Source organism: Modicisalibacter sp. MOD 31.J (assembly GCF_020147985.1).
GTDB classification, from domain to species: domain Bacteria; phylum Pseudomonadota; class Gammaproteobacteria; order Pseudomonadales; family Halomonadaceae; genus Modicisalibacter; species Modicisalibacter coralii.
This window is the reverse complement of record NZ_JAGXFF010000006.1, coordinates 1-23,152: the sequence shown is the minus strand read 5'-3', so window position 1 is coordinate 23,152 and position 23,152 is coordinate 1. Positions and strand designations below refer to the sequence as shown.

18 protein-coding genes are annotated in these 23,152 nt (G+C 63.1%); 8 read left to right on the top strand and 10 right to left on the bottom strand.

The window, feature by feature from the left end:
- Positions 1–35: 35 nt before the first annotated feature.
- Positions 36–449: a LysR substrate-binding domain-containing protein gene (locus KGR00_RS19890; protein ID WP_224419026.1), complete on the bottom strand. Its 414-nt coding sequence runs from the start codon at positions 447–449 to the stop codon at positions 36–38.
- 298 nt (positions 450–747) lie between these two features.
- Positions 748–1,509 (bottom strand): acyl-CoA thioester hydrolase/BAAT C-terminal domain-containing protein, encoded by a 762-nt coding sequence (locus KGR00_RS19885; RefSeq protein WP_224419025.1) that lies wholly within the window; start codon positions 1,507–1,509, stop codon positions 748–750.
- 588 nt (positions 1,510–2,097) lie between these two features.
- Here KGR00_RS19885 and KGR00_RS19880 point away from each other — a divergent pair.
- Together KGR00_RS19880 and KGR00_RS19875 are read left to right on the top strand one after the other, a co-directional pair.
- Complete coding sequence (locus KGR00_RS19880) at positions 2,098–3,339, top strand: FAD-dependent oxidoreductase (RefSeq protein ID WP_224419024.1); 1,242 nt, start codon at positions 2,098–2,100, stop codon at positions 3,337–3,339.
- Positions 3,340–3,745: 406 nt separating this feature from the next.
- Entirely contained in the window at positions 3,746–5,323 is a 1,578-nt protein-coding gene (locus KGR00_RS19875) for a DUF262 domain-containing protein (protein ID WP_224419023.1), read from the top strand.
- A 219-nt stretch (positions 5,324–5,542) separates the two neighbouring features.
- On the opposite strand, the gene guaA is transcribed toward KGR00_RS19875, so the two are convergent.
- From guaA to KGR00_RS19860, 3 genes are all read right to left on the bottom strand, one after another.
- Positions 5,543–7,117, bottom strand: coding sequence for a glutamine-hydrolyzing GMP synthase (gene guaA, locus KGR00_RS19870; RefSeq protein WP_224419022.1), 1,575 nt, complete (start codon positions 7,115–7,117; stop codon positions 5,543–5,545).
- 149 nt (positions 7,118–7,266) lie between these two features.
- The gene (gene guaB / locus KGR00_RS19865; RefSeq protein WP_224419021.1) at positions 7,267–8,736 is read right to left on the bottom strand and encodes an IMP dehydrogenase; all 1,470 of its coding nucleotides are present in this window, start codon (positions 8,734–8,736) and stop codon (positions 7,267–7,269) included.
- A 133-nt stretch (positions 8,737–8,869) separates the two neighbouring features.
- Positions 8,870–9,655: a BCCT family transporter gene (locus KGR00_RS19860; protein ID WP_343232811.1), complete on the bottom strand. Its 786-nt coding sequence runs from the start codon at positions 9,653–9,655 to the stop codon at positions 8,870–8,872.
- Between the two features lie 29 nt (positions 9,656–9,684).
- On the opposite strand from KGR00_RS19860, the gene KGR00_RS19855 reads away from it, so the two are divergent.
- Positions 9,685–10,224, top strand: a complete 540-nt coding sequence (locus KGR00_RS19855; RefSeq protein WP_224419020.1) for a hypothetical protein — start codon at positions 9,685–9,687, stop codon at positions 10,222–10,224.
- On the top strand, positions 10,214–11,143 hold the full coding sequence (locus tag KGR00_RS19850) for a nucleotidyl transferase AbiEii/AbiGii toxin family protein (RefSeq protein ID WP_224419019.1): 930 nt from the start codon (positions 10,214–10,216) through the stop codon (positions 11,141–11,143). The genes KGR00_RS19855 and KGR00_RS19850 overlap by 11 nt, the downstream gene beginning before the upstream one ends.
- 311 nt (positions 11,144–11,454) lie before the next feature.
- On the opposite strand, the gene KGR00_RS19845 is transcribed toward KGR00_RS19850, so the two are convergent.
- The gene (locus KGR00_RS19845) at positions 11,455–12,588 is read right to left on the bottom strand and encodes an alkene reductase (RefSeq protein ID WP_224419018.1); all 1,134 of its coding nucleotides are present in this window, start codon (positions 12,586–12,588) and stop codon (positions 11,455–11,457) included.
- A 405-nt stretch (positions 12,589–12,993) separates the two neighbouring features.
- On the opposite strand from KGR00_RS19845, the gene KGR00_RS19840 reads away from it, so the two are divergent.
- Both KGR00_RS19840 and KGR00_RS19835 read left to right on the top strand, forming a co-directional pair.
- The gene (locus KGR00_RS19840; protein ID WP_224419017.1) at positions 12,994–13,896 is read left to right on the top strand and encodes a LysR family transcriptional regulator; all 903 of its coding nucleotides are present in this window, start codon (positions 12,994–12,996) and stop codon (positions 13,894–13,896) included.
- A 141-nt stretch (positions 13,897–14,037) separates the two neighbouring features.
- Positions 14,038–14,811 (top strand): TSUP family transporter, encoded by a 774-nt coding sequence (locus KGR00_RS19835; RefSeq protein WP_224419016.1) that lies wholly within the window; start codon positions 14,038–14,040, stop codon positions 14,809–14,811.
- A gap of 341 nt (positions 14,812–15,152) precedes the next feature.
- On the opposite strand, the gene KGR00_RS19830 is transcribed toward KGR00_RS19835, so the two are convergent.
- Both KGR00_RS19830 and KGR00_RS19825 read right to left on the bottom strand, forming a co-directional pair.
- On the bottom strand, positions 15,153–16,190 hold the full coding sequence (locus KGR00_RS19830) for an IS110 family transposase (RefSeq protein WP_224424105.1): 1,038 nt from the start codon (positions 16,188–16,190) through the stop codon (positions 15,153–15,155).
- A 126-nt stretch (positions 16,191–16,316) separates the two neighbouring features.
- A complete protein-coding gene (locus KGR00_RS19825; protein ID WP_224419015.1) occupies positions 16,317–18,422 on the bottom strand; it encodes a TonB-dependent siderophore receptor in 2,106 nt (701 codons plus the stop codon).
- Between the two features lie 228 nt (positions 18,423–18,650).
- On the opposite strand from KGR00_RS19825, the gene xseA reads away from it, so the two are divergent.
- Both xseA and KGR00_RS19815 read left to right on the top strand, forming a co-directional pair.
- Entirely contained in the window at positions 18,651–19,994 is a 1,344-nt protein-coding gene (gene xseA, locus KGR00_RS19820; RefSeq protein ID WP_224419014.1) for an exodeoxyribonuclease VII large subunit, read from the top strand.
- A 78-nt stretch (positions 19,995–20,072) separates the two neighbouring features.
- Positions 20,073–21,011: a hypothetical protein gene (locus KGR00_RS19815; RefSeq protein ID WP_224419013.1), complete on the top strand. Its 939-nt coding sequence runs from the start codon at positions 20,073–20,075 to the stop codon at positions 21,009–21,011.
- Positions 21,012–21,442: 431 nt separating this feature from the next.
- Here KGR00_RS19815 and KGR00_RS19810 read toward each other — a convergent pair whose 3' ends face one another.
- Positions 21,443–22,477, bottom strand: a complete 1,035-nt coding sequence (locus KGR00_RS19810) for a CNNM domain-containing protein (RefSeq protein ID WP_224419012.1) — start codon at positions 22,475–22,477, stop codon at positions 21,443–21,445.
- 227 nt (positions 22,478–22,704) lie between these two features.
- A complete protein-coding gene (locus tag KGR00_RS19805; protein ID WP_224419011.1) occupies positions 22,705–22,923 on the bottom strand; it encodes a hypothetical protein in 219 nt (72 codons plus the stop codon).
- Between the last annotated feature and the right edge of the window lie 229 nt (positions 22,924–23,152).

The following is a 23,152-nucleotide window of genomic DNA, read 5'->3' as shown; positions in this document are numbered from 1 at the left end:
GGTCTGGTCTTCGCTCGTCGATCTTTCAGGCCGCACTAGTCGAGATAGGGCCCCAGCACGCCTTCGATCCAGCTCATGAAGACGCGGACGCGGCGCGACAGATTCCGTCGATGGGCCACGACCAGGGATACATCGAGTGGCTCGGGGCGGAAATCCGGCAGAACCTCCACCAGCGCCCCGCTTTCCAGGTACCGCCCCATCCCGGTGAGCGCAGCCTGGATCAGGCCGATGCCGGCAAGGCCGGCGGCTTCATAGGTCTGGACGCTGTTCACATGCAGGGCGCCGGGCAGCGTGGCGTAGTCGTCGCCGTCCGGGTATTCCCAGCCACAGGGTCGGGCACCGAGGGCCCGGCTGTAATGGATCGTGCGGTGGCCTTGCCGGTGCAGGTCCTCCAGCGACCTGGGCGTGCCGTGCCGCGCGAGATAGCCGGGGCTGGCGGCGTTCACCATGCGTAGCCGGCCCCGAGGAGATGTCGGTGGGCGATCTCGAAACCGCCCGGCATTATGGCGCGCGCATCGCACAAGTCGGCGACCGTTTCGCCGCGCCACACCCTGCCTGACCCGGAAAACCAAACGGCAACGAGGCGCAACTATGACCCTCGCTGAGCCATCCCGCTTCATCGTCGGGCGCAGGACGAGATGGCTTGAGCCTGGGACCGGGCTTCCCCCGTGACGCACGAGGCACGTTAGCGACACCCCCAGGCCCCGCCGGCTCATCGTGACGCCGACCACGACGTGTCAACGGCGCTCAGCCAGACAAATGGCGCGCGAAGAAGTCGATCAGTTGGGTGTGGTGGGCGTTTTCCGCGTCACTGCGCGGCACATGGTCCTCCCCCTCGTAGTAGTGAACCTCCGGGGTGCGACCATGGCCCTGCAAGCGGGCTTCGAGCCGACGGGTCATCGCCACCGACCAGACGCGATCCGCCGTGCCGTGGCTCAGGAACAGCGGGCCGGCATAACGCTCGATCTCGATCGGCTGGGTGGGCAACAACGTCTCGGACGACCCTCGCCAGTTCCAGGCGCGGTTGGCGCCATCCCACGCCTGCCAGCCGGGGTCGCCCACGTCGCGGAAGGTGCGCCCGTCGAACGCCCCGCAGATGCAGTCCGGCGGGCTGTGCGCAGCCACGGCATCGGCAATGCCCGGCACGCCATCCCGCACCATCAACGAGGTCAGCAGCAAGGCATGTTCCGCCCCGCGCGAGACGCCGTAGAGCCCTACACGGCCGGAGGAAACACCGAAGTCACGCAAGGCATCGAGCGCCGCGACGCTGCGGTCCAACGACACCTCATGAATGCTGCCGGCGTTCCAGACATTGCCGCCCTGGGAGTAGCCGAAGGGAAAGGCCAGGAAGCCGTGCGCCGCCAGGATCACCGCATTGCGATGGCTCCAGCCCGACCAGGCGCCTTCCGAGCCGTGCAGTATCATCACCGCGGGAAATGGGCCGTCGCCCGGTGGGCCATAGGTCGTGCCCCACTCGGGGAGCAATCGTCGTACGATATTCAACGTCATGCGCGATCCTGTCGGTCCATGGGTCTCGTAAAGTTTTCGGGTTACATCATCACATCGATATGCCGGGAATCATTCCGATTACTGGTTCCGTTGGGGATCCGGGCAACGCGCTCCCCTGATCTTACCCAGCAATCGTGGACACCGCTCCAAGCGATCATTCGAGCTTCGAAGGCCTCGGGGCTACCTTGAGGCTATGAAAGAAGCCCTCGACACCGGCGTTATGGCAGTAGTTGCCCTTGGCACGCCTGCTACACATGAGAGCGTGACGGGTGTCAGCCGCGACGGGTACCGGGTCGAGCCTGGCCTCCACGGTCGGTGTGCATGATTCCCCTTGGGCCCCACAAGCCCTCTGGGTAGAGCATCACGGAACAGGCAATGACGCGTACAGACCCAGGCGCCGATCACGGAAACAAAACCTTTTCATCGCCATGCCATTGGGAAAATGCTCGGCATAAATCTCCCAATACAGAATTAAAATCTTAATTATCAGCGCCTAGCCGATTTTCTGGGAAGTGTTGATAAACTCGCTAGTTTGACAGGCCCCGCAACGCGGCGAAGCTATCCATAACTATCGGCAGGGAGACTTTCATGGCCCGCAATATCATCGTTCTGGGTGCCGGCATGGTCGGCGTATCCGTGGCCTGGCATCTGGTGCGGCGCGGCCATGACGTCACGCTGGTGGACCGCCGCGAGCCGGGGCTCGAGACCTCCTTCGGCAATGCCGGTATCATCCAGCGCGAGGCCGTGCGCCCCTACGCCTTCCCCAAGGATATCGGCACCCTGCTGCGCGTGCTGCCCAACCGCCAGGTGGACATCCGCTACCGCCCCACCGGCATGATGAGCGCGGCGGGCCCACTGCTGGACTACTGGCTGAACTCGAGTGGTGAGCGCTACGCGCGCATCGTGCGCGAGTGGGCCTCGCTGATCATGCGCTGCCAGGAGGCCCACGCGCCGATGATTGAAGCCGCCGGCGCCGAGGCGCTGGTGCGCAAGGGCGGCTGGCTGGAGCTTTACCGCACCCGCAAGGAGTTCGAGGAACGCCAGCAAGTGGCCCAGGAGAATCACGAGCGCTTCGGGGTCGAGTACGAGGTGCTGGACGCCGAGGCGCTCTACGCCAAGGAACCGCATCTGGGCAAGGGGCTGATCGGAGCGATCCACTGGACGCAGCCCTGGATGGTCTCGGACCCCGGCGGCCTGGTGCAGGCCTACGCCCGCAGCTTTGCCGAACAGGGCGGCCAAGTGAAGCAGGCCAGCGTCGAGGACGTACTTCAGGTCGAAGGCGGCTGGCAGGTCAAGACCAGCGAGGGGGATCTGGAGGCGGAGGAAATCGTGGTGGCCATGGGCCCCTGGACAGGCGAACTGCTGGCGAGGCTGGGCATGAAGGTGCCACTGTTCGTGAAACGCGGCTACCACATGCACTACTCCGCCGAAAACGAGGCCAAGCTCAACCACTGGGTGATGGACGCCGAGAAGGGATTCCTGCTCGAACCGATGCGGGCCGGGATTCGCCTGACCACCGGCGCCGAGCTGGCCGACCTGAACTCGCCGCCCCAGTACAAGCAGCTGGCTGCCGCCGAGAAGGTGGCACGCAAGCTGTTCCCGCTGGGCAAGCGTCGCGATAGCCAGCCCTGGAAAGGCGCCCGCCCCTGCCTGCCCGACATGAAACCGGTGATCGGCCCGGCCCCCGACAAGGCAGGGTTATGGCTCGCCTTCGGCCACGGCCATCAGGGCTTTACCCTGGGCCCGGCCACCGGCGATCTGCTCGCGCAGATGATGGATGGCGAAGCGCCTGCGGTGGATATGGACCCATTCCGCGTCGATCGCTTCTGAAGGTGGGGTTACTGCGAAAACGGGCGCCCTTGAGGCGCCCGCTTTGCAAGAGAGCTTGGTAACAGCGATCAAGCCGAGAACACCCAGTATTAGCCGCGTAGGGTGCAGAAACTAGGGGATCATTACACATTTTCCCTGCTTGCACCTCTTGCAAAATCTGCATCTGCTAGGTTTCAATTCCTATCCGCACAGCAGCATAAACTTGTTCGCCGGAAAGCTATCTCCCATGTACTTGATGACGTATTTATCGGAAACATACAGCGCAGCTACTGACTCTCTGATCAAATACAACAGGCCTCTCAGGCGAAAAGCTAACACAGAGAAGAACATCACGAACAACATGAACACACCACTATCAACAGCAAGCCTTAAGAAAATTGTTAAAAATCTCAGGTGAGACATAAACATGACTGATCTAACAATTCGCACTCTAGTGGACCGCGTGAGCGCAGGTGATATTCGAATCCCAGCTTTCCAACGAGATTTCGTATGGGAGCCTGACCAGATTGCATTTTTAATAGACAGTGTTTACAAGAACTTCCCTATCGGGACGGTTGTTTTCTGGCAGACAGACCAAAGATTAAACACAGAAAAGAGACTAGGGGCTTTTGACTTACCAGAACCCAAAAAAGACTACCCCGTCAACTATGTTCTAGATGGACAGCAGCGTTTAACGAGCTTGTTTAGCGTTTTCCAAACAGAACTCAGGCCGTCGGACTCATCTTGGGTTGATATATACTTTGACATGGATGCAGCAGAAAACCCTCAAGACACTTCCTTTTTTGCACTTGACATCTCGGAAGTAGATCCTGATCGCCACTTCCCCATAAAAACCTTTTTCGATACAGTCTCTTATCGTAATGCCACCAAAAGCCTCTCAGATGAGAAGGCAACTCTCGTCGACAAGGTGCAAGAGAAATTTAAAGAGTACAGAATACAAAACCAAACTTTCGAAACGCAAGATAGAAATGAAGTGGCAATCGTTTTTGAGCGAATCAATCGAGCTGGCACCGAGCTCGATCTATTCGAGCTTCTAGCCGCATGGAGTTGGTCTGATGATTTTGATTTAGTTGAAAAATTCAAGGATCTTCAGATCAAGATCACCGAGCATGGGTTTGAGGATCTATCTGACGAACGAGACTTGCAACTTCGAACTTGTGCAGCTGTCATCACTGGGGAAACATCTCCGAATAAAATTTTGGACCTCCAAGGCGATGACATCCGAGATCGTTTTGCAGAGATAGACGCTGGCATTCTAGGAGCCATTGATTTTCTCAAAAGAGAACTCGGTGTAGTCCACTACAAAATGCTGCCTTTCCCGGGCGTTATTGTTCCGTTGAGCACTTTTTTTGCAACGACTGCAAGCGACGGCGTGAACTATTCCGACAAGCAGAAGGAGAAGTTAGTACATTGGTTCTGGCGATCTATTTTTACCCGCAGATTTTCGTCGGATGTCACTGAAAGACAGGCCAGCGACATCCGCGAAATGAAAGCCTTAAAAGAAAACGAAGATCACAACTTCAAATTCCCTGCTTTCGAAATAAAGTTTGACTTTAGAAAATCAAGATTCTCAGCCGGCACGGCCAATTCTAAAGCACTTGTTTTGATGCTCGCAAATAGGCAGCCACATTCCTTTTTGAGCGGAGCAAAGATAGATGCATCCAAGGTTCTCAAGAAGGGGAGTCGTCACGAGTTCCACCACATCTTCCCTAGAAAGCATCTTGAAACCCTTGGCGAAGAAGCTCGTGACATAAATTCTCTAGCCAATATTTGCTTTCTCACCAGAAGCGACAACAATAATATTAAAGCTCGAGCACCAGAAACGTACTTTGACGAGATGTCGACTGCAAATCGAGAAAAATATCTAGAGGAAGCGCTGTGCCAGTACTATGACAAAGATCTTCCATTTAAAGATTTCCTAGATGTCCGCACTGAACGTCTAACGGAGCTAGCTTACTCTCTATCGGGTGAAGCGAGACAGTAAGTTAGTAAGTCATCAATTGAGGAAAAATGCTGTGGGCACTATGCTAACACCTCATCGTCCCAACAAAAACTGCTTTCAGTAGACAGAAAGAAACCTAAAAGACAGTTGGCTATGTCAAGCCCCGATAAATGCCAGGATCGATATTGGAACCTCTTCATCCCCACTAAAAAGCCCGCCTCACGGCGGGCTTTCTGCGAGGCCTATTTAGCCGTCACTGGTTCACTCCCACTCAATCGTCGCGGGCGGCTTGCTGCTGACGTCGTAGGTCACGCGCGATACGCCGCTGATTTCATTGATGATTCGGTTGGAGACCTTCTCCAGCAGCTCGTAGGGCAGGTGCGCCCAGCGGGCGGTCATGAAGTCGATGGTTTCCACGGCGCGCAGGGCGATGACCCATTCGTAGCGGCGGCCGTCGCCGACGACGCCGACGGATTTCACCGGGAGGAAGACGGCGAAGGCCTGGCTGGTCTTGTGGTACCAGTCGGCATTGTGCAGTTCCTCGATGAAGATGGCGTCGGCTTCACGCAAGATGTCGGCGTATTCTTTCTTCACTTCGCCGAGGATGCGCACGCCGAGGCCCGGTCCCGGGAAGGGATGACGGTAGACCATGTCGTACGGCAGGCCGAGTTCGAGGCCGAGCTTGCGCACTTCGTCCTTGAACAGCTCGCGCAGCGGTTCGACCAGCTTGAGCTTCATGGTCTCGGGCAGGCCGCCGACGTTGTGGTGCGACTTGATGACGTGCGCCTTGCCGGTCTTGCTGGCGGCGGACTCGATCACGTCCGGGTAGATGGTGCCCTGGGCGAGGAAGTCCACGCCGTCGATCTTGGCGGCCTCGCGGTCGAACACGTCGATGAAGGTGTTGCCGATGACCTTGCGCTTGGCCTCGGGGTCGTTTTCGCCTTCGAGCTTGCCGAGGAATTCGTCCTCGGCGTCGACGCGGATCACCCGCACGCCCATGTGGCTGGCGAAGGTTTCCATCACCTGGTCGCCTTCGTTCTTGCGCAGCAGGCCGTTGTCGACGAACACGCAGGTCAGTTGGTCGCCGATTGCCTTGTGCAGCAACGCCGCGACTACCGAGGAGTCCACCCCGCCGGAAAGGCCCAGCAGCACATGGCGGTCGCCGACCTGCTCGCGCACCCGCTCGGAAAGATCCTCGATGATCTGCGCCGGAGTCCACAGCCGCTCGGCGTGACAGATCTCCAGCACGAAGCGCTCGAGGATGCGCTGCCCCTGCAGGGTGTGGGTCACCTCGGGGTGGAACTGCACGCCGTAGAAGCGCTTCTCGGGCCAGGTCATGGCGGCGATCGGGCAGCTCGGCGTGGAGGCGGTGACGCTGAACGCCTCGGGCGCCCGGGCGACCTTGTCGCCGTGGCTCATCCACACGTCGAGCAGCGCGCTGCCGTCGTGGTCGACGTGATCCTTGATGCCGCCGAGCAGGTCGTCGTCGCCGCTGACCTTGATCTGCGCGTAACCGAACTCGCGCTTGTTGGAGCCTTCGGTGGCGCCGCCGAGCTGCTCGGCCATGGTCTGCATGCCGTAGCAGATGCCCAGCACCGGCAGGCCCAGTTCGAACACGCACTCGGGCGCGCGCGGCGAGCCCAGCTCGGAGACCGACTCCGGCCCGCCGGAGAGGATGATGCCGTTGGGGTTGTACTCGCGGATTTCGGCTTCGGTGATGTCGAAGGCGCGAACCTCGGAGTAGACGCCGATCTCGCGCACGCGACGGGCGATCAGCTGGGTGTACTGGGAGCCGAAGTCGAGGATCAGGATCTTGTGGGCGTGAATATCTTGCATGAAATGGGCACCGCCGTTGTGGACTCAAACGTCGAGGCCTGGATCATTGCCTCGAAAATCGAGAGGGAAGAATGAAGAAGTAAGAGGCGGTATGCCCCGCCTCTCTTTTCTTCCCTCTTATCTCTTCTATCTTCCTTCTTACTCAGGTATCAGCCAGCTCTGTAATTAGGAGCCTCTTTGGTAATCTGCACGTCATGCACGTGCGACTCGGCGAAGCCGGCGCCGGTGATCTGCACGAACTGCGGCTTGGTGCGCATCTCCTCGACGTCGTGGCAGCCGGTGTAGCCCATGGAGGCGCGCAGCCCGCCCATCAGTTGGTGGACGATGGCGCTCATCAGGCCCTTGTAGGGCACGCGGCCTTCGATGCCTTCCGGCACCAGCTTCTCGGCGCCTTCGGACTTGTCCTGGAAGTAGCGGTCGGCGCTGCCCTGGCTCTGGGACATGGCGCCCATCGAGCCCATGCCGCGGTAGGCCTTGTAGGTGCGGCCCTGGTAGAGCTCGACCTCGCCCGGGGCTTCCTCGGTGCCGGCCAGCAGGCCGCCGATCATCACCGTGCTGGCACCGGCGGCGATCGCCTTGGCCAGGTCGCCGGAGAAGCGGATGCCGCCGTCGGCGATCAGCGGGATGTCGTAGGGCTTGAGCGCCTCGGCGACGTTGGAGACGGCGGTGATCTGCGGCACGCCGACCCCGGCGACGATGCGGGTGGTGCAGATCGAGCCGGGGCCGATGCCCACCTTGACGGCGTCCGCGCCGGCCTCGGCCAGATCCCGGGCGGCTTCGGCGGTGGCGATGTTGCCGCCGATCACCTGCACCGCGGGGAAGTGTTCCTTCACCCAGCGCACCCGCTCGATCACGCCGCGGGAGTGGCCATGGGCGGTATCCACCACCACGACATCGACGCCGGCCTCGGCCAGTGCGGCGATGCGCTCGGCGGTCTCCGGCCCGGTGCCCACGGCGGCGCCGACCAGCAGGCGGCCGTCGGCGTCCTTGGCGGCGTAGGGGTAGGTGCGCGCCTTCTCGATGTCGCGCACGGTGACCAGGCCGCGCAGGCGGAAGGCGTCATCGACGATCAGGATCTTCTCGATGCGGTTTTCCTGCAGCTTGGCCTTGATGGCGTCGAGCGGCGTGCCCTCGGTCACGGTGACCAGTTTCTCGCGCGGGGTCATGATCGCCGCGACGTCGTCGCTGTGGTCGGGCTGGAAGCGCATGTCGCGCCCGGTGACGATGCCCACCAGGGTCTCCCCTTCCACCACCGGGAAGCCGGAGTAGCCGTATTCGTCGGCCATCGCCAGCAGGTCCTTGAGCTTGGCCTCGGGGCTCACCGTGACCGGGTCCTTGACGATCACGCTCTCGTGCTTCTTGACCTTGCGCACCTCGGCGGCCTGGGCGGTGATGGTCATGTTCTTGTGGATGATGCCGATCCCGCCTTCCTGGGCCATGGCAATCGCCAGGCGCGCTTCGGTGACGGTGTCCATGGCGGACGAGACGAGCGGGATGTTGAGCTGAAGGTGGCGGGTCAGGCGGGACTTGAGGCTGACGTCCTTGGGCAGGACATCCGAGTAGCCGGGAACGAGTAATACGTCGTCGAACGTAAGAGCTTCTTGCGCCATACGTAGCATATCGGAATCACCCAATGAGCAGATTGTGGGGAGGGGGGAGAAGTTAATCGACCATTATAACGTCGCCCGTTTTTCCACTCAATGCGACTGTGGAACGATCGGGGCAAGCCGCGTACGGCCGCCCCGTTCGGCCTCAGCCCTGCCGGCTGGGGGTAGGATTGCTCAGTAGCCCCTGCTCGCGGGCCATGGCCCGGGCCGCCTGGGGGCCGGTCCACAGCGAAGGCAGCAACACCAGCGACACCGGAATGGCGGTGATCACGATGAACTGCTGCAAAACGCCGATCTGCCCGGCGCCCATGTACAGCAGAGTGGCCGCCATCAGTGCCATGACGATGCCCCAGAAGGCACGCACCAGCGGGCTGGGGTCGTCGTGGCCGCTGCCGACCACCGAAATGGCGTAGCTCATCGAGTCGCCGGTGGTGGCGATGGGCGCCATCACCGCGACGCTGAGGATCATCTGACGGATGGTGCGGCCGCGCGAGATGCGCGCCACGAAGATCGCCATCAACGGGCCATAACCGATGAACCAGGCGAAGAAGAACACCGTCCACCACTTCATCCACCAGGCGGGCGCGGTCTCGGCGGTCATGGTCGCCATGCGGAAGAACGAGGAAAGGTATTCGCCGAAGCCCTGGGTGAAGGCGTTGGTCAAAAACAGGGTCGGGCCGAAGATGAAGATAGCTGCGGCGATCGCCAGCGCCAGGAACACGTTGAAGCGGCTTAGCATCTGGATGCCGCGGCCGATGCCGGTCATCGCCGAGGTCACGTAGACGGCGCCCAGCGCCGCCAGGATGACCAGTTGCGTGCCATAGCCCTGCGAGAAACCGAACAGCTCATGCAGGCCGAAGCTGACCTGGGTGGCCAGGAAGCCGAACGGCCCGACAGTGCTGTTTGTCATGCAGCAAGTGTACATATACACTATCTATAGATAGTCTTGGTGTGTACTTAATGGATCAGATCACCGCCCGTGCCCGGCTCGACGACTGGGATCGACAACATCGCTATGTATTTACCCTCTCGGACCTGGCCAAGATCTTCCCCGAAGACAGCCCCAAGACCCTGCAAGAGGGAGTCAATCGACTACGCCGGTATGGCCTGCTCGAGGCAGCCAGCCGTGGCGTGTACGTCTACAAGCTGTCACGACATCAGGACGCCGACCTGCTCGAAAGAATCGCCAAGGCCATGCGCCGCGGCGAATACAGCTATGTCAGCCTCGAGTCCGCGCTCTCGGAATATGGCGCGATCTCACAGATCCCCGTCGATCGGCTGACGGTAATGACCACCGGACGCAAGGGCGAGTATCGAACCCCTTATGGCACCATCGAGTTCACCCACACCAAACGGTCCATTCCCCAACTGCTCGACCGGATGCGCGATGTAGGGCGTCCCTTGCGGCTGGCGACACCCCAGGCTGCGTGGGACGATCTCAAGCGGGTCGGACGCAATACCCACCTTGTCGACCAAGCGAGCCTGCCGTATGAACACTGAACGCGCCAACTTCGACGAGCTGGTCGCTCGAGCGATGTCCCAGCCTGGTCGTATTGCCATGCGCCCGGTTATCGAGAAGGAGCTGCTGCATCTCGATATCCTGTTCGCACTCGAGCAGGAACGGCTTCTGGATGGACTGACCTTTCAGGGAGGAACGTCTCTTCGCTTGTGTCAGGGCTCACCGCGCTTCAGCGAAGACCTGGATTTCGCCGGCGGCTGGGATTTTTGCAGCCAGGATCTGGCGCGCATTCGCGCATGCATCGAGGACTACGTCAGCAATCGCTATCAGCTCGAGGTCAGCGTCAAGGAGCCGAAGCAACTGCGGGAAGAAACCGGCTACCGTGATATTCGTGTCGACAAGTGGCAGGTTTCCGTAGTCACGGCGCCGGCCCGAAAGGACATTCCTAAGCAGCGTATCAAACTGGAAGTGGCCAGCATTCCTGCGTATACGCGGGAGGCGCATGCAATCCAGGTTCACTACCCTTTTCTGCCGGATGGCTACGACGACTTGCTGGTCGAGACGGAAAGCCTAGATGAAGTCATGGCGGACAAATTGATCTCGCTGGTCAACACAAAGCAATATGTGCGGCATCGTGACATCTGGGACCTGGCATGGCTCAAGCAGCAAGGGGCGTCTCCCGATATCGAGCTCATCAAGCGCAAGATTCAGGACTATACCGTAGAGCACTACCCTGACCGAGCCAGGGATATGCAATCACGCTTGGTCGGCATTGTGTCCGGTACAGCCTTTCAGGACGAAATGACTCGCTTTCTGCCTGCCGAAACCGTCGACCGAACGATAAGGAATCCCCGCTTTGCCGACTTCCTAGGCCGCGAGATCACGGCCATGCTGGATCAGGTGGTCACCTCGCTAGAAGGCCCTGCGCCGGGATTTCCCAACCCGGAGTTCACTCTCTAGGAAACATTGCTCGAAGAAGCCGCCTACCACCTGGCAGACATGGCTAAGCGCGGCTCCCACGGCTCCTGTCTGTAGCTTGTCCTTATGGGCAAGCGTACTGGAGACAAGGTATTCCCAATGGCAAAGACACGGCGGCCGGGCGCGGGTGGCGGGAGGCTTATTTGAAGAAAGGCATTCCCGATGGCGGAGGGTACGGCCGCTCGGTGCCCCATTCATCGCGACCCCGTTCGCTCCCACGGGTTCCTTGCCTAGCTGGCCTGGGGCGCTGGCACTACCACCAGGCCAGATAGCTCGACAAGAAAATGCTCCGGTCAGGATTTCTCCTCGAGCATCTTCTCGCGCTCGAGACGTGCCTGCTCTTCAGGATACGTGGGAAAGTCCACGTAGCCGCGGGCATCGCCGCCGTAGAAGGTATTCGGATCGAAATCCGCCAGCGGCCAGCCGTTTTTCATGCGCTCCACCAGATCCGGATTCGAGGTGAACAGGCGACCGAACACCGGCAGGTCGATGGTGCCCTCGTCGATCAGCGTCTGCGCCTCTGCCTGGTCCAGATTGCCGGCGAGCAGCAGCGTGCCGTCGTAGACGTCGCGGAACTGGCGCAGATAGTCACGCGGCATGGGCGGCATGCCCTGGCCGCCCTGGTCGTGCAGATGCACGTAGGCAAGGCCGCGCTTGTTGAATTCACGCGCCAGGTGAAGGTAGGTCTCGCCGTTGTCGTCGTACTCCGGCATGTCGAACAGGGTGCCATGCGGTGAGAGACGCACCCCGACACGGCGGGCGCCGATCATCTTGCTGACCTCGTCGACCACTTCCAGCAGCAGTCGGCAGCGGTTTTCCCGCGAGCCGCCGTACTCGTCGTCGCGGTCGTTGACGCCGGGATTCAGGAACTGCTCGAAGAGATAGCCGTTGGCGCCATGGATCTCGACGCCGTCGAAGCCCACCTCGCGGGCGTTGACCGCCGCCTGCGCGAAATCGCCAACGATATCCTTGACTTCCCGGGTTTCGAGTCGGCGAGGCTGGCTGGCTTTGAGCATGTCCGGCTTGCCGTCCTCGTTATAGCCAAAGGCCATGCCGCCGGGCTTGTCGCTGGGGCCCACCGGCGAGGCGCCGGCAACCTGCACGGTAGTGTGCGAGACGCGCCCGACGTGCCAGATCTGGGCGAAGAAGACGCCGCCGCGCTCATGTACCGCACGGGTCGCCTTGGCCCAGCCGGCGAGCTGATCGGGGCCGAAGATACCCGGGTTGTAGAGATACCCCTGCCCCTGACGCGAGATCGGCGTGCCTTCGGAGATGATCAGCCCGGCACTGGCGCGCTGGCGATAGTAGAGCGCCCCCAGTTCCGTGGGGATGTCCTCCGGGGCGCGGGAGCGGGTCATGGGCGCCATGACGATGCGGTTGTTCAGGCGGGTGCCGGCGAGATCGAACGGTTCGAATAACGAAGCCACGTAGCAAACTCCTTGTAACGAGGACGTCAGGGCGACAATGCAAGCGAGCCTCCGGGGCTCGCTGAAGTGGGGCAAGTCTAGATAATGATTAGCGTGTTAACAATATACATGGTCGACTGCCGCGATGAAGGAAAACTATGGTTCGCCGTTTTACCGTGCGTCATCTTCACACTGGTGATGGCACTTGGGCTCCGCTGAGGCCGCCCTATCAGGCAACCCGATGCCTACAATCTGACCCAGTGGTCCCTTCATCGCGAACCCGTTCGCTCCCACGCGGCCTGCCGGCACCGGGTCTGGCGGGAGGGCGTTCACTCCCGGCGGTCTGGCATTCGGCCTCGGCCATGAACTGCCTTGCGCTATGCTCAAGCAACGACACTGCTCGAGCGGCCATTGCCCATGCCACCGATGACCCTTCTCAGAGACCAGCGCTTGCGCGTCTTCCACGCCGTGGCTACACACAGCGGCTTCTCGAGGGCGGCGGGGCATCTCGGCCTGACCCAGCAGGCCGTTTCCTTGCAGGTCCGTTCGCTGGAACGCGAGGTGGGCACGCGACTCTTCACCCGCGGGCATCGCACCACGTCGCTCACCCCGGCCGGGCGGACGCTGTTCGCCCACGCCGAGCGAATCCTGGCCCTGTACGCACAAGCCAACGAGTCGCTCACCGCCATCGCGCGTAGCGCCCAGCCGACGTTGCGCATCGCAGCCACCCATTCCATCGCCAAGTACCGCCTGCCTCGGCTCATGAGCCGTTTTCACGAACGCGACGCTACCCGCATCCTGCTGGAGGTGGGCAACAGTCGCCATGTCGTCGAGCGGCTTCACGACGGGCGAGTCGATGTCGCCATCTCCAGTGCCGGCGCCCCGGATCCCGGGCGCCTGGAGACCACGCCCTGCTTTCGAGATCCGCTGGTCTTCGTCGTCGCGCCCGATCATCCCTGGGCCGACCAAGCCGTCGTCACCCTGCAGGATCTGCAAGCGGCGCCCCTGATCGCGCGGGAGGAAGGCTCGAGCACGCGCGCCCTTCTGCAGCGCCGGCTGCATACCCTGGGTCTGTCGATGGAGCAAATGAACATCACCCTGACTGCCGGTAACCCGGAGGCGGCCAAGGCGGCGGCACAGGCCGGGCTCGGCGTGGCCATCCTCTCCTCGCTGTGCGCCCGCGATGCCCTGGCGAGCGGGCGGTTGATCGCCAAGCGCATCGCCTCGCTAAGCCTGACCCGGGACTTCTACCTGGCGAGCCACAAGGCCGCGTCGCCACCGCCCGCCGTGGGCCATTTCATCACCGTGGCCAGGCAGGCGCTCGCCTAGAGGTCCCGTGTTCTGGCCCGCCGGCCACCGACAAGCCGGCCTTGTCACGCCACGAGTCTTTCTCGTTGGACCGGCGCCGAGGAGCGGCGCATCCTGCCGGCTGACCGCCCTGAAGGCGCTTCAGCGACTGGATGACCGCCCGTGGAACCCGCAGCCTCTACCGCCCTGAGCCATCTCGATGCCGGTCACGGCCTGATCGTCGCCGCCATGGCCTTCGTGGCGGCGGTGATCGGGGGCATCGGCGGCTATGGCACCGGGCTCCTGTTGCCCCCGGTGCTCATCCCGCTGATCGGCGCCGAGGCGGTGGTCCCGGTGATCGGCCTCTCGGCACTGCTCACCAACACCAGCCGGGTATTCGCCTTCCGCACCCATCTCGACCGGCACAAGGCGGCTCGCATCGTGGCGTTGGCACTGCCCGGCTGTCTTCTCGGCGCCTATGGCTATACCCGGCTTTCCGGTCCCGGCATCAGCCTCGTCCTTGGCCTGATGCTGGTCCTGATCGTGGCGCTGCGACCGTGGCTGATGCGTCGCCGGGGCCGGGTAGGCAGGCGGGGCATGTCCCTGGGCGCGGCGGGTTACGGGCTGCTGACGGGGGGCACCTCGGGGTCCGGTGTCGTGTTGATCGCGCTGCTGATGGCGTGCGGCTCGTCCGGCGCCGGCGTCGTCGCCACCGATGCTGGCATCTCCCTGGCGCTGGGCCTCGCCAAGGTCGGCGTGTTCCAGGCCACGGGCGCCCTGCCGCCGGCGCTCTGGGTCCTGGCAGGGATCATCGGCATCTGTGCCATTCCGGGCACGCTGCTGGCCAGGCGCCTGGCACGACGCCTTTCCACGCAAGCCCACGCCCGGCTCCTGGACGCCGTGGTACTCCTGGGCGGCCTGATGCTGGTCGTGGACGGGCTCCGGGGCGTGGCTTGACGCGCCATTGCCGATTGTCGGGCTAGATGGCCGATTGATTCATCGCGAACAAGTTCGCTTATATGGACCCGTCCCGTTGTGCAAGCCAGCAGCGACGAGACATGAGGTGAGACTGCACGCTTATATCCGGCCTCTTGTGGCGCCTGCGGCGCCGGGCCCTGATGGAATGCGCGCTCTCTGGCCTCTTATCTCCCACACGGCCTCCAACGGGCCTAGCGAATTATCAGTGTGCCAGAGAGCCGGTCTTGCCGACCATGTCATCGAGGCAACTTGCCCGCGCAACCTCGGAAAACGCTTTTCTGTATCCGCTTGCGCTTCTTGCCTTTCTTCCCGTCCGGCCCTCAGATCACCTGGCCCTGAGGCTGATAAGGCCGGCTATGAGCCAGCACGGACCAACAGATACGGGCCAGCTTGTTGGCCAGCGCCACGATCGCCTTGCGTTGGCCCACGCGTGCCGCCAGCTCACAGACCCAACGGGCCAGCCGGTCGGGAGCCGCCTGGCGCTGGAACTGGCGTAAGGCCGCCCGGGCCCCATGCACCAACTGGCGTCGCACCTCGCCGTTGCCCCGTTTGGTGATGCCCTTCAACCGCGCCTTGCCACCACTGGAGAACTGCCGCGGTACCAGACCGATCGAGGCACTGAACTGGCGGCCGTTGGGGAAGCGCCGGGGATCGCCCAGATGGCTCAGCAACAGCGTGGCATTGACCGGACCGATGCCGGGCACGCTCATCAGCCGTTCGGCATCCGACGAGGCCTTGGCCAGTGCCATCAGCTGCTTGTCATAACCCTTGAGCCGCTCGTCCACGTCACGCCATTGGGCGATCAGGTCTTCCAGCAGCAGGCACAGGGCGCTACCCAGTCGCTCGCGGTGTCGCTCGATCAACTCTCGGGCGACGCCCTGGCGAAGCACCGCGTGGCCCTGGGCCACCACGAGTCCGAACTCGCCCATCAGACCGCGCAACTCATTGCCGATCGCCGTGCGCTCGCGAACCAGACGTGTGCGTACCCGATGTATGGCCTGAAGCGCCTGTTGCGCCTCGGTCTTGATGGCCACGTGGGGCGTGGCGGGACGCGCCGCCGCCTCGGCGATCCCCGCCGCATCGCGGGCGTCGTTCTTGTGGCCCTGGACGAAGGGCTTCACGGCCTGGGGCGGCAACAGGAGCGCGTCATGCCCCATCGCGCGGATCTCACGCGCCCAATAATGGGCCGAACCACAGGCTTCCATCGCGACCCGGCACGGCGGCATCTGGCTCAGTGTCAGGCGCAGTTGCTGGCGGCTCACCGACTTGCCGAAGACCTTGCGGCCGTGTGCATCGATGGCGTGCAGTTGGAAGACGTGCTTGGCGAGATCGATACCCACAATGCTAATCTTGTTCATGAATGGACCCTCCTCTCGGGATGCCGTGGGTGCCCCATGCACCGATAGATGGCGTTACAAGCTCATCTTGGCACAAGGGGGGACGGGTCCATTCCATTTCCCACGGCTTCTGTCGTCACTCCGGCCCTACCAGCGGTAGCTCACCTTGGCCACGACTTCGCGGCCCTGGTTGTAGTAGTTCGCCGTACCGGAGTTGACCACGTGCTGCTCGTCGAACAGGTTGCTGACGTGCACGGTCAGGTCGGTGTCCTTGACGACCCGATAGCCGAAGGCCGCATCGAATAGCGTGGCCGACTCGCTCTTGGCCGTGTTGGCGGCATCGAAGTAATAAGACCCCACATAGCGGGCGCCGAGGCCGACGCTCATCCCGGCGTCCGGCAGGGTGTAATGGCCCCACAGCGACGCCGTGTGTTTCGGTGCGGTGGTGAACTCGTTGCCTTCGATCGAGGTGCCGTCGCGAAGCGTGCCCCGCTCCACCTCCGAGGCCATGTAGGAGTAGCCGCCGGTCAGGTTGACGTTGTCGGTCAACTCGACCTTGGCTTCCAGATCGAGGCCCCGCACCCGGGATTCGCCGAGGGTTTCCTGTTGGATGGCACCATTGTCCTGCACCACGGCGATGGTGACGTCTTCCTTGGTCAGGTCATAGATTGCCGCCGAGAACAGCGCGTCCATGCCGAGAGGCGCGTATTTCACGCCGATCTCGTGTTGCTCGCCGCGTTCGGGCTTGACCCCGATGGAAGGCGGCGCGACCGATTCCACGTAGCTGAGATAGGTGGAGACCTCGTCATTGATCTTGTAGGTCAGCGCACCGCGTACCGAGGTCTCGGAGATGTCATCGGAAGCGCTGACGCCGCTCATGTCGGTGCTGGAGAGATCCATCGCGTCATTGCGCACTCCCAGCGTGACGATGTAGCGGTCGTCGAAGGACAGATTCTGGGTCAGGAAGACCGAGCGGGTCGTGTAGTCCTGGTCGTTGCGGCTGTACACGTCCAGGCTCGCCGGCGCCCCGCTGTACTCGGGATCGGCGATGTCGATCGGCTGCGCCAGCCCGTAGAAGGAGCTGTCGTCGGTCGCGGCATCGCGATATTCGACACCCGCCAGGGTGCTGCTGTCGATGGCCTCGAAGCTGGCGTCGTATTGCAGGATGGCGTTGCCGATCAACTCCCGGGCCGACGAGTCGCCACCGAAATAATAGCGCGACAGTTCGGTGCCCTGTCGTCCGGCGTAGTCGTAGAGATAGACGTAGCCCGAGTCGTCGCTCAGATCGCTGTAGCGCAGGTTGCCGCGCAGGGTCAGCCCGTTGTCGAAGTCATGGGTGAGCATGCCGGTCACGCTGGTACGCTCGACGTCGTGATCGTTGAAGCCGGGCTCGCCGAAGAAAGCGTCACGGTCGTATTCCCCGTCGAGCGGGTAGCCACCGCTGTTGGGCGTGTTGTCGCGTTTCAGATAATCCAGGATCAGGGTGGCCGAGGTGGCATCCGTCGGTTCCCAGGTCAGTCCGCCCATCAGGAAGCGGTCGTCGTCATTCGAGTGAGCGTACTCGCGGTCGCTGTCCTTGAACTTGCCGGTGAAACGATAGGCCAGTGTCTTGTCGGCATCCAGGGTGTCGCCGACGTCGATACCGACCTCCTTGTGGTCGAACGAGCCGTAGCCCACGTAGCCTTCGCCGAAGCGCTCGAACCTGGGACGCTTGCTCACGAAGTTGACCGAGCCGCCGGGATCCGCCGGACCGAACAAGGTGGAATTGGCACCGCGCAGCACCTCGACACGCTCGTAGGCATAGGGCTCCTCGCGCACGCCGCGCATCGTGCCGAGCGTCATTCCGTCACGGTAGGTCGTGGCATCGTAGCCGCGAATCTGGAAGTAGTCGTTACGGTCGTCGGTGCCCCAGTAGCCGGTGACGACCCCCGGCGTGTATTGCAGGACTTCCTCGGTGGTGGTGGCGTCGCGCTGTTCGATCTCCTTTTGCGTGATCACCGACACCGAGGCGGGCGTGTCCTGAATGCTGGTCGCGACCTTGCCGCCCATCCACAGCTCCCGGGCCACCGTGGTGTTCGCGTTGTCGTCGGCGAGTGCCCGGGCGTTGACGATGATCGGCGCGAGCCGATAGTCCTTGGCTTCGTCACCGTTGCCCTCGTCGGCTTCCTGGGCGTTGCCGCTCCCCGGGAAAGCCATCAGCGGTGTGCAGCAAAGCAGCGCGGCTGTGGCCCCCTGCCATCGCGCGCGGCTCACGGGCGACTTTTTCTGACTCTCGGTCATGCTCGATCCCCTTGATGGTTTGGCGGTACACGAAGGCCGCCTTATGGTTTTTGGTCAAGCGAGCGTCAGATTCTGTAAGGGGATATCGAACAGTCAATACGAATAAAACTGATAATGTTTTTCATTACCATAGAGTCATCCGCGTCGTTCCGGAGACGGCGATGATGGTAGGCTGCCCCGATCGCCACGAGGATGTCCGCCATGCCCGACGCCACCGATGCCGCCCTTTCCGTCAGCGAGCTCAACCGCCGTGCCCGGCAGATGCTGGAGCGCGGGTTCGGCGAATGCTGGGTGGAGGGGGAGATCTCGAGCCTGGCGCGGCCGGCCTCGGGGCACGTCTACTTCACGCTCAAGGACGACCGCGCCCAGGTGAAATGCGCGCTGTTCCGCAACCGCGCCCGCTTCACCCCGGCGCTGAACAACGGCGACCAGGTGCGCCTGCGCGGCAAGGTCTCGCTGTTCGAGCCGCGCGGCGACTACCAGTTGATCGTCGAGGCGGTGCAGCCCGCCGGCCAGGGGGCGTTGCTCGCCGCCTTCGAGCGCCTCAAGCGCCAGCTCGCCGGCGAGGGGGTGTTCGCCAACCAGCGCCCGCTGCCCTACCCGCCGCGCCATCTGGCGGTGATCAGCTCGCCCACCGGTGCGGCGATCCGCGACGTGCTGGCGGTGCTCGCCGCGCGCTGGCCGGCGCTGCCGGTGACGCTGCTGCCGGTGGCGGTGCAGGGTCGCGAGGCGGCGCCGGCGATCATTCGCGCGATCGCCATCGCCAACCGCCTCGCCGAGTCGCCCGGCTCAGGCTTCGACGCCATTCTGGTGACTCGCGGCGGCGGCAGCCTGGAGGATCTGTGGGCGTTCAACGACGAGCATCTGGCGCGGGCGATCTTCCATTCGCGGCTGCCGGTGATGGCCGCGGTGGGCCACGAGGTGGACGTCACCCTGGCCGACTTCGCCGCCGACGTGCGCGCGCCGACGCCCTCGGCCGCCGCCGAGCAACTGGTGCCCGACCAGCGCGATCGGCGCCGGCGCCTGAGCGAGCTCCGCCAGCGCCTGGCCAACGCCCAGCAGGGCCGGCTCGAGGCCGAGGCCCAGCGTCTCGATCACCTGCGTGCCCGGCTGCGCCACCCCGGCGAGCGACTCGCCCAGCAGCGCCAGCGTCTCGACCAGTTGGAGGGCCGCCTGCACCGCGCCCTGGAGCAGCGCCTGACCGGCGAGCGCCGCCACCTCGACCACCTGCGCAGCCGGCTGGCGGGGCTCGATCCCGGCCGTCACCTCACGCAGGCACGACGCCGGCTCGATGCCCTCGACGAGCGGCTGCACGCCGCCATGCCGCGCCAGATCGAACAGCGCCGGGCAAACCTGGCGGCGCTGGTGCGCGAACTGCAGGCGGTCAGCCCGCTGGCGGTGCTGGGGCGCGGCTACGCGATCCTCGAGAACGCCGACGGCACGGTGATCAAGCGCGCCGGCGACACCCGCCCGGGCGAGACGCTCAAGGCACGGCTTGGCGAAGGCCGGCTCAGTGTCGAGGTCAAGCGCCGATACAAGCGATAGCGACCGCTCAACTATTCACTGGCGCCGCCGATATCCTGCTTGAATAGTGCTACGCCAGCGCTCAAGCAAGGAACGCCCATGAAGATCGGCTCGCCCTTTTACCCCGCACCTCGCGCCACCGTCATGGAGCGGACAACCCTAGCGGCACGGGCGGATGGCACCGGACCCACCCCGTCGACATCGCTACCTGGCCGGACCGAGGAAACAGCGCCCAACCCGGTCGCCGAGCGCCTGCAGGAGCTCCAGGATGGACTGCAGCGTCTTCAGGCGATGCCCCGCGAGGTCGACGAGAACAAGGCGGACTTTCTCATGCAGCGCCTGGAGATGCTCAAGGCGCTGATGATGTTCGCCTCGCCCAACAAGCTCGCGGCGATCGCCAAGGAGCTCAAGAGCATCGCCGGCGAGTTGAATGGCCTCGCCAGGAACCTGGGCGGCGGCACCGGGGCGGCCCCGATGGCCCTGCCTTCGCCGACCCTGGGCGCGACACAGACCACGCCAGAGGTCGTCGACGCGCTAACGGGCGCGCAGTTGACCCTGGGGGCTGAGGCCCCACTGACATCGGTCGACGGCGCGACCGCGCCCGGCGAGCCGACAGCCACTCCGCCAGCCAACCTGACGAGTGGACGCACGGACGATACGACACCCGGCTCGGCAGGCACACAAGAAGCAACGGACGACGACAAGCCCTCCGCTAGCACTGTCGGGCCCGGCACCTCGGCGCTACCGAGCGGGCAACCCTCTGAGTCCGCCTCCGGGGCACGTGATGGCGCACTCTTGGGCCTGCTCAAGGACGCCAAGAAATCCCTGAGTGAGGCGATCGCCCAGTTGCGCGCCGCCACCGACGAGGAGAATCGCGACGGCAAGAAGGCCCTGCGTCAGGCCGAGAAGCAGCTCGCCGGCCTAGACCGGACGCTGGCCCGCTCGGTTCTCGCCGGGTTCTACTCGGAACTGAGCCGACAACCCAGCGACATGCCGTCCGGACGGGCCCGGTTCGGCAGCATCGATATCGCGATCTGAGCGATACGGTTTCCCCCGCCATCTCGGTATAAATTAAAACGCATATCATTTATATTTACATCGACTGGCGTATCATGAGGGCGTCCAAGCGATCTTCGCGCCCGATGCCTCACCGACTGCCGATCGTCCAGTGCTCGCTCTTCTGCGCCCGTCCCGGGCGCGCTTATCTTGTGTACGCCCGGTACAGGCTCACCAATGAAAAAGAGTCATCGCATTTTGCCGGGGGAAGGCGGCGCGGATCAGCGCGAACGAGCCCCCTTCCACAGGAACCCGCATGCGCCATGTAGGCCATCCAGACTGGTCTTCTTGGGAGGGAATTTATGCCCCATAGCGGGCCTTGACGTTTCACGCTGATTCGCGAAGAACCTCGACACAGCGCCCGCCGGGCTGCTGCCGGCGGGCGGTCGTCATGGCTGTGGCGGGGGCCGCGCTCAGCGCTGCGAGCGGGCCGACTCGTCGCGCTTGATGCGTTTCAGCCAACGCTGCTTGGCGTACTTGCGCAGGTTCTGCACGTTGTCGGTCTCGTCGACGATGTCCTGACCCAGGATCGTCTCGATGACGTCTTCCAGGGTGATCAGGCCGACCCAGGTGCCGTGGTCGTCGTAGACGACCCGCATGTGGTTGTGGTCCTTGAGCATCGAGGTGAAGACTTGCTCGACGTTGTCGGCCTCCTGGAGAACCTCGACGGGGTGCATCAGCGCCTTCATGGTCTGTGCATCGTCGGCGTGATAGGTATCCGCCTTGTGGACATAGCCCAGGGCCTGCTCGTCAGCGTCCATGACCGGGAAGCGGGTGAACTGGGTCTTGCCGTAGCGCTGGTCGAACTCCCCCACCGTCAGCATCGGCGCCACCGTCTCGCACACGGTGCGCGGGGTCATCACGCTTTTCACGCTGATCTCGTGCAGATTGAGAATATTGACGATGGTTCGGGTCTCGTCGCTGTCCAGCGCCTTCTCCTCCAGGCCAATGCGAGCCAGCGCCTTGATCTCGCCGCGCATGTCGACATCGTGCTCGGACTTGCCGATACGGTTGGTAATCAGCTCGGAAAGCCACAGGAACGGCGCCAGGACCACGATCATGACACGCAGCAGCGGTGGCAGCAGCGGAGCCAGGCCACGCCAATAGGTAGCCCCGATGGTCTTGGGAATGATTTCCGAAAGCACCAGTATCAGCAGCGTCATCAGGGCGGAAGCCACGGCGATATAGGTCTCGCCGAACAACACCGACACCTGGGCACCGACACCGGTGGCCCCCACCGTATGGGCGATGGTATTGAGCGTCAGGATCGCCGCCAAAGGCCGGTCGATGTTGGCCTTCAGCCGGGACAGGGAATCATGCAGCTTGGGGCGCTGCTCTTTCAGTTGAGCGATGTAGCTCGGGGTCAAAGACAACAACGCCGCTTCGAGCACCGAGCAGAGGAAAGAAAAGCCAATGGAGAGTAGAGCGAAAGCCGCCAGCAGGACCATGATGACTCACGATAGGGACTGATGCGTCCCCATATAAATAAGCCTCTTGCAACTGTCAACCCGCGACGGTATCGCGGTATTTCCCTGCCGCCCCCGGGATACGCGGAGACTGGCACCGAGCCTCCGCGTATCCCGAAAACGGCCTGTCGAGTCATCTTGTCGGCGTCGGCCAGGGGCCGCTGGCGGTGCCGGGGCGCGGCAGGGCGAGGGCCGGCACACCGGCTCTCTCAGGCCTGATTGAGCGTCTCGGCGTCGGCGCCGGGCTTGAAGGTGCCGGGCTCCAGCGAGTGGCGCCCGAGCAGCTTGTAGAAGTCGGTGCGGTTGCGCCCGGCGCCTTGCCTTGCCTCGCCGACTGCCGATCGTCCAGTGCTAGCTTTTCTGCGCCCGCCCCGGGCACGCTTATCTTGTGTACACCCGGTACAGGCGCACCAATCAAAAAGAGTCATCGCATTTTGCCGGGGAAGGCGGCACGGCTCAGCGCGAACGACCATGCCCCCTGGCGGGGCCTTGACGTTTCACGCTGATCCGCGAAGAACCGCCCCGGGTTTTGTAAGAGATTTCCCACACGCCCCATCACAGATCCCCGATAGCGCGCGGTGCAGAGGCTTGCGTAAAGTCTCCCCATTTACCCATCCGTGACAGTCGACGATGACGCGGCCCGCGACCGCGTCACCG